Annotated in this window: 15 protein-coding genes; 4 read left to right on the top strand and 11 right to left on the bottom strand. The window is 44.8% G+C overall.

The features are described from left to right. Positions 1-127 precede the first annotated feature (127 nt). The 9 genes from mnmA to nth all read right to left on the bottom strand — a co-directional run bounded on the left by mnmA (position 128) and on the right by nth (position 8,476). Positions 128-1,249, bottom strand: a complete 1,122-nt coding sequence (gene mnmA, locus ACERC5_RS04240; RefSeq protein ID WP_373660211.1) for a tRNA 2-thiouridine(34) synthase MnmA — start codon at positions 1,247-1,249, stop codon at positions 128-130. 139 nt (positions 1,250-1,388) lie between these two features. Beyond that, positions 1,389-2,042: a phosphate signaling complex protein PhoU gene (gene phoU / locus ACERC5_RS04235; RefSeq protein WP_373660210.1), complete on the bottom strand. Its 654-nt coding sequence runs from the start codon at positions 2,040-2,042 to the stop codon at positions 1,389-1,391. Between the two features lie 10 nt (positions 2,043-2,052). Beyond that, positions 2,053-2,805 (bottom strand): phosphate ABC transporter ATP-binding protein PstB, encoded by a 753-nt coding sequence (gene pstB, locus ACERC5_RS04230; protein WP_373658674.1) that lies wholly within the window; start codon positions 2,803-2,805, stop codon positions 2,053-2,055. 1 nt (position 2,806) lies between these two features. Continuing rightward, entirely contained in the window at positions 2,807-3,619 is an 813-nt protein-coding gene (gene pstA, locus ACERC5_RS04225; RefSeq protein WP_373660209.1) for a phosphate ABC transporter permease PstA, read from the bottom strand. After that, complete coding sequence (pstC, locus tag ACERC5_RS04220) at positions 3,616-4,488, bottom strand: phosphate ABC transporter permease subunit PstC (protein WP_373660208.1); 873 nt, start codon at positions 4,486-4,488, stop codon at positions 3,616-3,618. The genes pstA and pstC overlap by 4 nt, the downstream gene beginning before the upstream one ends. 62 nt (positions 4,489-4,550) lie before the next feature. Next, positions 4,551-5,426, bottom strand: coding sequence for a substrate-binding domain-containing protein (locus ACERC5_RS04215; protein WP_373658727.1), 876 nt, complete (start codon positions 5,424-5,426; stop codon positions 4,551-4,553). Positions 5,427-5,550: 124 nt separating this feature from the next. Then, positions 5,551-6,939: a two-component system histidine kinase PnpS gene (gene pnpS, locus ACERC5_RS04210; protein WP_373658677.1), complete on the bottom strand. Its 1,389-nt coding sequence runs from the start codon at positions 6,937-6,939 to the stop codon at positions 5,551-5,553. Beyond that, a complete protein-coding gene (locus tag ACERC5_RS04205) occupies positions 6,936-7,628 on the bottom strand; it encodes a response regulator transcription factor (RefSeq protein WP_373658678.1) in 693 nt (230 codons plus the stop codon). Before ACERC5_RS04205 ends, pnpS begins: the two co-directional genes overlap by 4 nt. A gap of 218 nt (positions 7,629-7,846) precedes the next feature. Next, positions 7,847-8,476, bottom strand: a complete 630-nt coding sequence (nth, locus tag ACERC5_RS04200) for an endonuclease III (RefSeq protein WP_373660215.1) — start codon at positions 8,474-8,476, stop codon at positions 7,847-7,849. Between the two features lie 120 nt (positions 8,477-8,596). Between nth and sdaAB the strand changes: the two genes are divergently transcribed. From sdaAB to ACERC5_RS04180, 4 genes are read left to right on the top strand one after another with little or no spacing between them, the layout of a single operon-like run. Beyond that, positions 8,597-9,268, top strand: coding sequence for an L-serine ammonia-lyase, iron-sulfur-dependent subunit beta (sdaAB, locus tag ACERC5_RS04195; RefSeq protein WP_373660207.1), 672 nt, complete (start codon positions 8,597-8,599; stop codon positions 9,266-9,268). 29 nt (positions 9,269-9,297) lie between these two features. Then, positions 9,298-10,170, top strand: a complete 873-nt coding sequence (sdaAA, locus tag ACERC5_RS04190) for an L-serine ammonia-lyase, iron-sulfur-dependent, subunit alpha (RefSeq protein WP_373660206.1) — start codon at positions 9,298-9,300, stop codon at positions 10,168-10,170. After that, positions 10,167-10,766, top strand: coding sequence for a histidine phosphatase family protein (locus tag ACERC5_RS04185; RefSeq protein WP_373660205.1), 600 nt, complete (start codon positions 10,167-10,169; stop codon positions 10,764-10,766). The genes sdaAA and ACERC5_RS04185 overlap by 4 nt, the downstream gene beginning before the upstream one ends. Then, complete coding sequence (locus ACERC5_RS04180; protein ID WP_373658682.1) at positions 10,747-11,382, top strand: HAD-IA family hydrolase; 636 nt, start codon at positions 10,747-10,749, stop codon at positions 11,380-11,382. The genes ACERC5_RS04185 and ACERC5_RS04180 overlap by 20 nt, the downstream gene beginning before the upstream one ends. A 33-nt stretch (positions 11,383-11,415) precedes the next feature. On the opposite strand, the gene ACERC5_RS04175 is transcribed toward ACERC5_RS04180, so the two are convergent. Both ACERC5_RS04175 and ACERC5_RS04170 read right to left on the bottom strand, forming a co-directional pair. Next, on the bottom strand, positions 11,416-11,958 hold the full coding sequence (locus ACERC5_RS04175; protein ID WP_373658684.1) for a transglycosylase SLT domain-containing protein: 543 nt from the start codon (positions 11,956-11,958) through the stop codon (positions 11,416-11,418). A 296-nt stretch (positions 11,959-12,254) separates the two neighbouring features. Continuing rightward, positions 12,255-12,761: a LysM peptidoglycan-binding domain-containing protein gene (locus tag ACERC5_RS04170; protein WP_373660214.1), complete on the bottom strand. Its 507-nt coding sequence runs from the start codon at positions 12,759-12,761 to the stop codon at positions 12,255-12,257. Positions 12,762-12,772 lie beyond the last annotated feature (11 nt).

The raw sequence follows: 12,772 nt of genomic DNA, 5'->3' as shown, positions 1-12,772 counted from the left end.
ACAATTGGCGAAAGTCTTATTTGACATCAATAACCGACCACGAAAATGTTTGGCTTACAGAACAGCTTTTGAAGCACTATTGAAGGAATTGTGATAAGTGTTGCACTTATTCTTGCAATTTATCTAGTTAAATATACTGACAAACTTCCCCATCTTTATAGGCGTTGTCAATCATGCCGCCGCCAAGGCATTCATCACCATCGTAAAAAACAACCGCTTGACCTGGGGTAATGGCTCGTTGTGGCTCATCAAAGATGACCTCAGCATTGTCGCCTGAAACCTTCACAGTCACTTTACTGTCAGGCTGACGGTAACGGAACTTAGCTGTGCACTCCAAGGTGAATTCTTCTGGCATTTTTTTTGTAAAGTGAACTTGACTGGCTTGTAAACTTGTTGACATTAAGCTATCATGGTAGAAGCCTTGACCAACATAGAGGATATTCTGTGACAAGTCTTTTCCAACAACAAACCAAGGTTGGTTGTCACCACCATGTTGACCCCCAATACCAAGGCCTCCACGTTGACCGATGGTATAATACATGAGACCTGCATGTTCGCCCATATCTCGCCCATCAACGGTCATCATGCGACCTGGCGTCGCTGGTAGATAGTTGCTGAGAAATTCCTTGAAATTTTTCTCCCCGATAAAGCAGATGCCTGTCGAATCTTTCTTTTTAGCGGTCGCAAGGTCTGCCCGCTCTGCGATTGCCCTTACCTCGGACTTCTGCAAATGACCTAGTGGAAACATGGTTTTTTGTAGCTGTTCTTGAGATAGTTGGCTAAGGAAGTAGGTCTGATCCTTACCATTGTCCACTCCACGGAGCATATGAACAGTCCCATCCTTATCGCGTCTCACTTGGGCATAGTGACCTGTCGCCACATAGTCCGCCCCCAAGCTCATAGCATAGTCCAAAAAGGCCTTGAACTTGATTTCCTTGTTGCACATAACATCTGGATTGGGCGTGCGACCCGCACGGTACTGAGCTAAAAAATACTCAAAAACACGGTTCCAGTACTCTTTTTCAAAGTTGACTGAGTAGTAGGGAATTCCCAGCTGGTCCGCCACAGCAGCGACATCCTTGTAGTCTTCGGTTGCTGTGCAAAAGCCATTTTCATCGGTGTCGTCCCAGTTTTTCATGAAAATACCAACGACGTCATAGCCCTGTTCTTTTAACAGCAGGGCGGTCACGGAGGAGTCAACACCCCCGCTCATGCCGACAACGACACGAATCTTGCTATTGTCTGTCATAGATTTCTCCCATCAAATGTTTTTTCTTCTGCCAAATGGCAGAGCTGTCAACGGTCGATTTGAAGGTCGATGTTGAGCCTCTATTATAGCACTATTTTCAGGAAAAGAGGAGTAGAACTCCTCGCTCTACTCCAATCAGTTAAGCTTTTTCCTGCAAGCGACCGGTCTCGATATACACCAAACGCTCACAGATATTGGTCAAGTAATCTGCCATCCGCTCCATGTGGAGCGCGATAGACAAATAATAAGTGCCGCTCAAAACCAAATCAGTCTCCCTGTCCATCCGCCGTCTAACGGTCGCTGATAGAGATTTTCTCTTCTCAACCAAGGCTTCTTCTAACTGTGTGACAACCTGTAATTCCTGCTCTTTTTGATGATTGACCAGAGAGCGAACCAGGCTACACAGATGATGCGCTTGTTGGCCCAAGTCAAGCAGAGCACCCTCCAAGTCGGTCGAGCGAGCATGCCCTTGAAGGTTTAGCAAGCACTTTGCCATCAAGGCGCTGTAGTCTCCAATTTTTTCCAAGTCTGAGCTGATTTGCATCCATGACACAATCTGGCGTAAATCTTTCGCAACAGGTTGTTGTCGAGCAATCAGGTGAGCTGCAGCCACTTCGATAGCCAACTGGGTTTGGTTAATCTCAGCATCTTCTGCTAGAATCTGCTCAGCCAGCGCGATATCATCTGTGGCAAGCACTTGATGCACCTTGACAAAACTTTGCTCTGTCAGGTCAAACAACTGATTGACCTGATGTTGTAAATGGTCTAATTCCTCTTGAAATGCTTGTCTCATGAATTCCTCCTTAGCCAAATCGACCTGTCACATACTGCTCTGTTCGCTCGTCTGTTGGTTTGGTAAAAATCTGAGCGGTGTCACCAAACTCACAAACCTCACCCAAAAGGAAAAAGGCTGTTGTGTCTGCTACTCGAGCCGCCTGTTGCATGTTGTGAGTCACCATGATGATGGTATAATCCTTTTTCAAGTCTTGGAGCAAATCCTCGATTTTCAAAGTAGAAATCGGGTCAAGGGCAGACGTTGGCTCATCCATGAGCAAAACCTCTGGCTCGACTGCCAGAGCTCTCGCTATGCAAATGCGCTGCTGCTGACCACCAGATAAGGACCTGGCACTTTTTTTCAACTTGTCCTTAACCTCATCCCAGATAGCCGCCCCGCGTAGACTTTTCTCGACAATCCGATCCAGCTCTGCCTTATCCTGAATACCGTGTGTCCGCGGACCATAGGCAATGTTATCATAGATAGACATGGCAAAGGGATTTGGTTGCTGGAAAACCATACCGACTTTTTTTCGCAGTTGATTAAGATTGAGGGATTTGTCAAAAATATCCTGACCATCTAGGGAAATATGCCCTTCAATTCGGCATCCTGGTACCAAATCATTCATTCGATTGAGGGTCTTGAGAAAGGTCGTCTTGCCACAACCTGAAGGACCAATCAAAGCCGTTACTTGTTTCTCTGGCAAGTGTAAGTTAATGTTTTTCAGAGCTTGAAAATCTCCATAAAAAAGATTCATCTGCTCCACTACAATCTGTCCCATGCTAAATCCCTTTCGTTAATTTCTTGGAGAGTTGGTTAGAAATGGCCTGAATGACCAAGACTGTGACGATGAGGATAACCCCTGTCGCATAGGCTTCTTTCAAATATAGCCCTTCGCTAGAAAGCACATACATGTGAAGAGCCAAGGAACGCCCTGAGTCTAGGAGATTCGTTGGCATGTTGGTTGATGTCCCTAAAGTGTACATAAAAGCGGCAGTCTCTCCGATTATTCGCCCCACGGCCAGTAACACACCTGCTAAAATACCTGGCATGGCTTCTGGGAGAACAATCCTAAAAATCGTTCGAAGCTTTCCAGCTCCGACAGCAAAACTGGCCTGACGGACACTGTCTGGTACAGCAAGCAAGCCTTCTTCTGTCGCTCGAATAATCAAGGGCAGAACCATCAATACTGACGTCAAAATCCCCGACAAGAGTGAATACTGGAACCCACAAAAGATAACGAAGAACAGCATGCCAAAGAGACCAAAGACAATTGACGGTACACCTTGCAGGGTATCTGCAGCCAAACGAATGAAACCAACCACCTTGCTACCTCGGTTGGCGTATTCAACTAAGTAAAACCCTGCAAAAACACCTATTGGAATTGCCAAAAGAAGCGACCCAAGCACTAAGACAAGGGTGGTCACAATAGAGGACAAGAGAGACATGTTGCTTGAGCTGTAAGTCGTAGAAAAAAGTTCTAAACTCAGGTGAGGAAGACCTTTCATCAAAATAAAACCGATGACCAAAAAAAGTGACCCAAACGTTATCAAGGCTGATAGGTAAACGAGACCTCGCAGTAGCTTATTTTTCATCGTTCTGACCTCCTTTTCACCCAGACAAAGACAGCATTTATCAGCAAAATAAAGAGAAAGAGAACTGCTGCGGTCGTGATTAAGGCTTCTCGATGCTCTCCTGAAGCGTAAGCCATTTCTAACACAATATTGGTCGTCATGGTGCGAACTCCTCGTAACAGACCAGACGGCATGACAGGCTGATTGCCCGCGACTAAGATAACCGCCATGGTCTCACCGATTGCCCGACCAACTCCCAAGATAACGGCAGAAAAAATACCTGATCGAGCCGCTGGCAACATCACCTTAAAGACCGTTCGTTCATGGGAAGCCCCTAGAGCCAGACTAGCAGCATAATCATCTTTCGAAATAGCCCGTAAGGCAGTCTCGGATAGACTGATAATCGTTGGCAAAATCATGATTCCAAGCAAAATCACAGCCGATAAGACGCTTAACCCCGTCCCGCCGTAGGAACGAATCCAAGGAACGATAAACTGCAAACCAAAGAAGCCATAAACAATCGAAGGGATACCTGCCATAACATTTACAGAAGGTTTCAAGAGACTGTATAGGGCTTTAGGACAAAAATAGACCATAAAAACAGCTGTTAAGACCCCGACAGGGACACCCAGCACAATCGCACCTGCTGTGACCAATAAGGAACCGACAATCATCGGGAGAATGCCATAAGTTGGCGGTAGGTTAGACGGTGACCAATCCGTCCCAAAGAGGAAATCCCCTAGTCCTTGCTTCAGCAAAAATGGCAGAGCATTCCCAAAAATAAAGATTGAAATCACCACAATGGCCAGTACAGACAATAAAGCCGATAAAAAGAAAACACCCTTGAAAAGAGACTCTCGCCTTTCTTGTCCTTTAAGCGTTAAACGCATAAACCTCCTCCTTGAAAAGTTGACAAGACCTTGACAGTTTTGTCAACCTAATTGTATACATCTTATTCGCCAATCTCATTCCAAGTCAGGAGTTTTCCAGTATAAATTTCCTTAACTTCTTGAGCCGTTAGAGATTCTAGCGGGTTATCCTTATTGATTACGACTGCGATGCCATCCAGAGCAATCACATCCGCTGTCAATCCTGGCTTTTCCTTGTCTTTGAGTTCACGAGATACCATGCCGATATCTGCAACTCCTTCATGAACAGCAGTTACGCCAGCTGATGACCCATTTGAGGTGATGTCAATTTTGACATCTGGTTGAAGGACTTGATAAGCCTCTGCCAACTGTTCCATCAGGGGTGTTACCGATGTCGACCCAACGATTGAAATTGTGCCAGATTGAGGTGTAGCCTGATAAGCTTGGCTATCTGTTTTTGCTGCCACGTATTTCTTATCTGTCACGATAGCTTGTCCATCGCTTGAGTGGATAAAGGTGATAAAGTCTTGTGCTTGTTTAGACAAACTCTCCTTCCAAACAATGTTAAAGGGACGTTGAATCGGATAAGTCCCGTCCAAGACAGTTTCGTTGCTCGGTGCGACACCATCAATCTTGACAGCCTTGACAACATCTGTCAGTGACCCTAATGACACATAGCCGATGGCACTCGGATTGCCAGATACCGTTCCCACAACCCCCTCGGTATTGTTTTGAATAGTTGCTGCTTTTGTGGTCTGGTCGACTTCTATATCGCCAGACTTTTCCAGTACACCTGTGATGTCAACAAAAGCACCTCGCGTACCTGAACCGTCCTCACGAGAGACGACCATGATATCTCCGAGATTGGAAGTTCCATCACTTCCCTGATTGCCACAAGCAGCCAGACTAGCGCCTACCAGCAAGACAAAGCCTGCTTTAATAAGTTGTTTCAACATGATTGACCTCTTTCTCATAGCTGAAATTTTTTTGTTGTCAGCTATAAATCTAGTCTATCAAGGTTTTGTAAGGATGATATGCAGTTTTTTGTAAAGATTGTGTAAAGAAAATGTATGGAATCCAAGCTCATGTATTGCTTTCATTTCTTTTTGTCATCGGTAGGTAAACGGTAAATTGGCTGCCATGCCCAACTTGGCTTGCTACCTCTATCCGACCATCCATCGCCAGCAAAAGGCTTTGCACAATCGACAGACCCAGACCTGTTCCTCCTGTTTGTCGACTTCGACCCTTGTTAACGCGATAAAATCGTTCGAATATCCGGTCCAACTCCTCTTCTGGAATACCAATACCTGTATCAGCAACTTCTATCTTAACGTCAGTTTTTTCTTGTGACAAAATGACCCTTATCTGACCACCTCTATCCGTATAGCGAATAGCATTGGTTAAGAGATTGAGTAAAACCTGCGACAGTTTTCCCCTATCTCCGAGATAGGGCAATGACAGATTGTCCACACAGGTAAACTCAAGCTCTTTGGCGAACAGTTGCCCTGATAAACTGGCGGACAAGTCAGAGACCAGTTCACCTATCGTAAACTCCTCTTCTAAGATAGCCGATGGAGATTGCTCCAATCGTGACAAGTCCAGAATATCCTGAACAATCTGCTGCAAACGTTGACTTTCTTGGTAAATAATGGTCAAGAACTGATCCCGAACTGCTTCATCATCCTTGGCACCTGACAGTAAAGTCTCTGCAAAGCCTTTGATAGACGTCACCGGAGTCTTCAACTCATGAGAAACATTGCTGACAAAATCTTGACGTACCTGCTCCAAGCGCCGTAAATGCGTCACATCATAAAAAAGAAGTAACAGTTGGGTCAGTTTAGCGCCCTGCAAGACCGGCGACACAATGACATCCACCGTACGTTCTTCAGGAAAGTAAATATCAATTTCCTGATTCAGCATGACTTTCCTGTCCGAAACTTCTTGAATCAATAGATTGAGTTCAGCTGTTTTATTGATTTGGACAAAGGTCTCTCCTGTCAGTTGACTATCAGGAAAATAGAGCTGCATGGACTGGCTGGCCAAGGTCACCTGTCCTCTAGCGTCCAAGACCAATACACCCACAGATAGATGACGGAGCAAGAGGTCAAGCTGACTTTTCTGATGACTGTATTTCTGCTCAAACACGGCTAACTTTTGACCCAATAAGGTCAGATTTTTTCCCAACTCATTGTAAACAGGCACAGACTGTTGCACGTAGTCTTTGTCGTAAATATTTTGCTGCAATCGATAAAGCTGACGCTCGACTTGCTTAATCGGATGACGCAGATAGCTGACCACCAAAAAGAGGCTCAAAAGATGGCAACTATAAAATGCCCAGGCTAGAGATAGCCAGATATTCCCATCCGCAAAGGGAAGCTTGACGAAGAATAGATGGCAAATACTGATTAAGAGAAGCACGCCGCCCAACCATACCAAGAATCTGCGATAGCTTGAGGGTAAAAAATCTCTCATTCCTTATCTCCCACAAATTTATAACCAAATCCTCGAACTGTTTGGATATAGCGCGGATTTTTGGTATCTAGTTCCAATTTTTCCCTAAGCTTACCGATATGCACATCCACCATACGCGTCTCTCCTGTATAGTCATAGCCCCAGATTTTGTCTAGGAGATGCTCTCGACTGTGCGTACGGTTTGCTCGCTTCATCAAAAAACGAAGGAGCTCAAATTCCTTTGGTGTCAAGCTCAACAATTGACCCGACTGATACACCTCGTGACGTTCTTCAAATAAGGTCAAATCCTGAACCTGTAGCACTCGCTCTGTTTCTTGAGTGCTGCGATGGCTTCGCCGCAAAATAGCCTTCACTCTTGCGATGACTTCCCTTGGACTAAAGGGTTTTGTCATGTAGTCATCTGCTCCCAACTCCAGCCCGATGATTTTATCCAACTCATCATCTCTAGCGGTCAACATGAGAATAGGAGTGTCCACACCAGCCTGACGGAGTTTTTTGCAGACTTCCATACCGTGCAGCTGAGGCAGCATCAAATCCAGAATGATAAAATCAAACTGACCAGAAAGAGCTAATTCCATCCCCTTACGACCATTATCCGCACTGGTAACAGAAAATCCATCTTGCTCTAGCGTATAAACCAAAAGGGTTACAATACTGGGTTCGTCTTCCACCACCAAAATCTTTTTCATCACCATTTTCTCTTTCTAACCCGTAAACTTTACCTTTTTACTGTATCATGGCTTGCTAAAAAGGCTGTAAAGTCAGGCTGTTCTCCTATTTTTTGTGATAATGCAACAAAAAGTTCAACCTTTAATCTAGCAGTTAGTTCATGTTAGTGAACATCAAGCTTTATCAGGCCTTTCAAACGCTTATTTTTATTGTCAATTTAATTGATACTTTTGTAAACTTATTTGTCAAACATGTAAAGCTGGGGATAATGATCACACTCTGGATGTTTAGGGTGACAGATGGCTCGACCAAAGTAAATCATGGCTTGATGAGCTGGCAACCAGAGCTCTGGAGGTAAAATAGACATGACCCGTTTTTCGATTTCTAAGGGAGTTGCTGCCGACTTGACAATCTTGTGATGTTTACAAATCCTTGACACATGAGTGTCAACAGCAAATGCTGGAATACCAAAACCAACAGACAGCACGACATTAGCTGTCTTTCGTCCGATACCAGACAGACTCTCCAACTCTTCGCGAGTTTGAGGAACTTGCCCATCAAATCGTTCTAAGAGTTGAACAGAGAGCTCGTGCATGAACTTGGCTTTGTTGCGATAAAGCCCTAGTCTGGCAATATAGGGCGCAATCTCATCAGGACTGGCAACAGCAGCCTCTTGAGGACTTGGAAAGCGCTCAAATAAAGCAGGGGTCGCCTTGTTTACCGCTGCATCGGTTGTCTGGGCAGACAGCATGACAGCAACCAGTAGCTCGTAATGGTTTCGAAAGTCCAGACTGGGCTTAGCGTCTGGGAAAAGCGCGATAATCTCCTCGATAACATGACGAGCGTTTTTCTTGGATAAGAGGGGCATATTACATGACCTTTCCATATAAATTATGTTCCTATCTATCATATCAAAAATTACTGAGAAAGTCTTCTGACCTGCCCAAATGTGGTATAATTGAAGCAGTTACAATTCAAGGAGTGCCTTATGAAAACCCTACGTTTCCAGTCAGTTTTTGACATTATCAGTCCGGTCATGATTGGACCGTCATCGAGCCACACAGCAGGTGCTGTTCGTATTGGAAAGATTGTTCATTCTATCTTCGGTGACATCCCTGAGGAGGTCACCTTTCATCTCTATAACTCCTTTGCCAAAACCTATAAAGGACACGGGACTGACTTGGCTCTAGTCGCTGGTATTTTAGGCATGGAAACAGACAATCCAGACATCAAAAATTCTCTCGAAATCGCCCACCAAAAAGGTGTTCGTATCTACTGGGACATCATCAAAGACAGCAATGCCTCTCACCCCAACACGGCAAAAATCACGGTGAAAAAGGGTGACAAGTCCATGAGCATTACAGGTATTTCCATCGGCGGTGGCAATATCGAGGTGACTGAATTGAACGGTTTTTCAGTGTCGCTCAAGATGAATACCCCAACCATTATTATCGTTCATCAGGATATTCCTGGGATGATTGCTCAGGTGGCTGAGATTTTGTCCCAGCATGACATCAACATTGCCCAGATGACGGTGACCCGTGAGGCAGCAGGAGAGAAGGCCATCATGATTATTGAGGTTGACTCCAGAAACTGTCAACAAGCTGTCAATCAGATTATCAACATACCTCACCTACATAATGTCAATTTCTTTGATTAAGTTGACAACCTTGTCAAGAAAGGATTCCTATGTTTTACACCATTAAAGAATTAGTTGAACAGGCAGATCATGATTTCAAGGGCTCTGTGGCCCAACTCATGCTAGCAACCGAGACTGAGCTGACAGGGCGGACAGCTGATGAAAGCCGAGTGATGATGACCAGAAACCTCGAAGTCCTCAAGTCTTCGGTGGTCAACGGCTTGACCGAAAGTAAGTCTCTAAGCGGTCTGACAGGCGGCGATACCGTTCGTATGGACAAGTACATCCAAGCAGGAAAGACCCTGTCTGATAGCACGGTTTTATATGCGGTCCGAAACGCTATGGCGGTCAATGAGCTCAATGCTAAGATGGGCTTGATTTGTGCAACACCGACAGCTGGCTCAGCAGGTTGCTTGCCTGCAGTGCTCAACGTTGCCATTGACAAATTGCAGCTGACCACTGACCAGCAGTTGGATTTTCTTTTCACCGCAGGGGCTTTTGGTCTGGTCATTGCCAATAACTCCTCCATCTCTGGGGCTGAAGGAGGCTGTCAGGCTGAGGTGGGATCAGCTTCTGCCATGTCAGCGGCTGCCCTGGTCATGGCTGCTGGCGGTACAGCCTTTCAAGCCAGTCAAGCCGTGGCTTTTGTCATCAAAAACATACTAGGACTGATCTGCGATCCTGTGGCTGGTCTTGTCGAAGTCCCTTGCGTCAAACGAAATGCCCTCGGGGCTTCCTTTGCCCTCATTGCAGCAGATATGGCATTGGCTGGTATCTGCTCACAAATTCCTGTGGATGAGGTAGTCGATGCCATGTATCAGGTTGGTAAGGCTATGCCAACCGCTTTCAAAGAAACTGCCGAGGGCGGTCTAGCCGCCACCCCGACAGGAAAATTCTACAGCAAGGAGATTTTTGGCGAATGAGACAAACCGTCTATCTGGTTCGGCATGTCGAGCCTAACTATGACAATCATGACGATGCAACCAGAGAGCTGACCGCCAAAGGCAAACAGGATTGCCAACTGCTGGTTGACTTCTTTAAGCAAAGACCGATAAATCAGATTGTTTCCAGCCCTTACAAGCGAGCTGTGGAGACCATTCAACCCGTGGCTGATCAGCTGGGACTGTCCATTGAGCTAATGGCTGATTTTCGTGAGCGTAAGATTGACGACGTCTGGATTGAGGACTTCAAAACCTTTACGGCTAACCAGTGGCAGGACTTTGCTTACAAGCACAGCGACAGCGGCGAGTCACTAGCTGAGGTTCAGCACCGAACTATTGCTGCCTTGACGGTTTTGTTGGAAAATAGCCGAGCAGAACAGCTGATTGTCTCGTCGCATGGCACAACCATCTCAACCATGCTCAATTACTACAATCCTAAATTTGGTCTAGCTGATTTTGAACGGATTAAGACCCTGATGCCCTTTGTGGTTGAGTTAGTTTTTGACAACTTGACACCATTGTCAATCACCCTTTACAACCTCTTTACAGGAGAATCCTATGACTACACTGCTCTTTGATTTGGATGGCACCTTAGTTGACTCTAGTCTGGATATTATTGATAGCTTTCAACATAGTTTTGAGCAAATGGGGCTCGTCTGTCCTGCCCAAGATCAGCTGATGACCTTTATCGGACCTCCCTTACGATTTACCTTCTCACAGTTCTTCAACCATGATACTGAAGTTGACAAGGCAGTCAACTATTTCCGAAACTATTACGAACATCAGGAAATATATCATGATACAGTTTATGCTGGAATAACTGAGCTGTTGATTGCACTGAAAAGCATGGGCTATCAGCTTTTTGTCACTACCAGCAAGCAAGAAGAAGCTGCTAAAAATGTTTTAGGCAAGTTAGGACTATCACATTACTTTACTGGCATTTATGGTGCAACTGCAAGCCATCATCATAAATCAGATGTGATTAGAAGTTGTTTACAAGACTATCAACTTCAGCCAGAAAACTGCTATATCATAGGCGACACCAAGTACGATATGATTGGCGGACGTGAAACAGGTGTTCACCCAATTGGTGTAGCTTGGGGGTTTGGGAATAGACAGGAGCTATTAGACCACGGTGCAGAGGCGATGATGGATAAGCCTGCTGACCTGCTCAGCTATTTTCAATCATCATAAAAAGGAGCTTTTATCGCTCCTTTTCTTTATGACTTATTGCATGCCCCAAGCAGCAAGTCCTTGATTGTTATAGGCGTTGAGGGCAGAGTTGATTTGGTCATCAACAGTTGCCGTTGAACCCCAGCCAGGCATGGTCTGGAAGAGACCAGATGCACCCGAAGCATTTGCAACGTTTGGGTTGCCATTGGACTCACGTGCAATGATGTATTCCCATGTTGCTTGCGGAACACCTGTTGCTGCAGCCATACGAGCTGCTGCTTCCGTTCCCACAGCACCTGCTGTATTTCCATTTGACAAAACTGTTGGATAACTACCTGCTGTATAAGTTGACACGACAGGGGTAAATTGAACAGCCGATTCTGAAACGACTTCAACTGATTCAACGACTGGCTCCTCAGCTATCACCTCAGGTTCAGTAGGCTTTATCTTGATAGAAACCTTAGGCTCAGCTAATTTTAGCTGAGGAGGCAAGGTTGTTAAGAATACGTTTTTTTCTGACTGGCTAGAGGGTACTTTCTGAGTATCCGCCAAAGCAATAGTACGTGGTAAGTCTTGAACAAATAATTTTGTTAGCAATAGGCCAAACGCCAAAATTGAAAAAGCACTTAGAACTGATAGCAATCTTGTTTTCAGATTTTTATGGTTTAATTGAGACATATACCTTATATCCTTTTTTATTTTAGGTAACAAGACTATTCTACGGTCTATATATTACAAAATGATTAAAAAACAGTGTCTAACTATATCAATAAAGTGAAGAACAGGTAAAATGATATATTTTACCTGTTCTTTTTATCTATTATGAGACACAAGATGTAGTTCTTATCATTTATTTCTTCACAATATCTTGTGTTAAAAACTTTTTTGGTCATTTAATACCAGCCATTAGCCTGCCAAAAGGCAAGGGCTGCCGACCATGATCCATAACGATTTTTAACATATGTGTCAGCCACACGCTCTTGATTTTCTGGCGACAGATCCCCATTCAAATAAGACAAGGTCAATTGATAGCGACCATAATACTGGCCGTTCTGAGCAGTGTAACTGCCGCCTGACTCTTTAAAGGCGATGGTTTCTTTGGTAGCAGCATCTGCTACACTGAGTTGAGACACATAAGAGGTTGATGGCTGATTTTGCACTATTTCTGAAACAGCTGTGACAGATGAATTTTCTTGTTTCTCAGCAGCACCTAATTCCAATGACTGACCAACGTAGATTACATCTGCATTGTCTAATTGGTTCAACTTGACCAAATCTGATACGGTTGTCTTATATGTTTGAGCTAGCTGAGACAGGGTATCACCTGCCTTTACGGTGTAAGTCTCTGCCGAAACATGACATCCATAGGTCATCATTGTAAAAGCAAATGCCGCAAACATGCCTTTAATCA

The organism is Streptococcus sp. E24BD, from assembly GCF_041807825.1.
Taxonomy (GTDB): domain Bacteria; phylum Bacillota; class Bacilli; order Lactobacillales; family Streptococcaceae; genus Streptococcus; species Streptococcus entericus.
Note: the sequence above shows the minus strand (reverse complement) of the source record. Positions and strands in the feature narration are given on the sequence as shown.

What these genes read in the sequence shown, in the direction of transcription:
- pstA (WP_373660209.1), bottom strand. Translation starts at nt 3,619, where the DNA reads ATGAAAAATAAGCTACTGCGAGGTCTCGTTTACCTATCAGCCTTGATA.
- nth (WP_373660215.1), bottom strand. Translation starts at nt 8,476, where the DNA reads ATGCCCCTCTTATCCAAGAAAAACGCTCGTCATGTTATCGAGGAGATT.
- ACERC5_RS04185 (WP_373660205.1), top strand. Translation starts at nt 10,167, where the DNA reads ATGAGACAAACCGTCTATCTGGTTCGGCATGTCGAGCCTAACTATGAC.
- pnpS (WP_373658677.1), bottom strand. Translation starts at nt 6,939, where the DNA reads ATGAGAGATTTTTTACCCTCAAGCTATCGCAGATTCTTGGTATGGTTG.
- ACERC5_RS04180 (WP_373658682.1), top strand. Translation starts at nt 10,747, where the DNA reads ATGACTACACTGCTCTTTGATTTGGATGGCACCTTAGTTGACTCTAGT.
- mnmA (WP_373660211.1), bottom strand. Translation starts at nt 1,249, where the DNA reads ATGACAGACAATAGCAAGATTCGTGTCGTTGTCGGCATGAGCGGGGGT.
- pstB (WP_373658674.1), bottom strand. Translation starts at nt 2,805, where the DNA reads ATGGGACAGATTGTAGTGGAGCAGATGAATCTTTTTTATGGAGATTTT.
- ACERC5_RS04205 (WP_373658678.1), bottom strand. Translation starts at nt 7,628, where the DNA reads ATGAAAAAGATTTTGGTGGTGGAAGACGAACCCAGTATTGTAACCCTT.
- phoU (WP_373660210.1), bottom strand. Translation starts at nt 2,042, where the DNA reads ATGAGACAAGCATTTCAAGAGGAATTAGACCATTTACAACATCAGGTC.
- sdaAA (WP_373660206.1), top strand. Translation starts at nt 9,298, where the DNA reads ATGTTTTACACCATTAAAGAATTAGTTGAACAGGCAGATCATGATTTC.
- ACERC5_RS04170 (WP_373660214.1), bottom strand. Translation starts at nt 12,761, where the DNA reads ATGTTTGCGGCATTTGCTTTTACAATGATGACCTATGGATGTCATGTT.
- sdaAB (WP_373660207.1), top strand. Translation starts at nt 8,597, where the DNA reads ATGAAAACCCTACGTTTCCAGTCAGTTTTTGACATTATCAGTCCGGTC.
- pstC (WP_373660208.1), bottom strand. Translation starts at nt 4,488, where the DNA reads ATGCGTTTAACGCTTAAAGGACAAGAAAGGCGAGAGTCTCTTTTCAAG.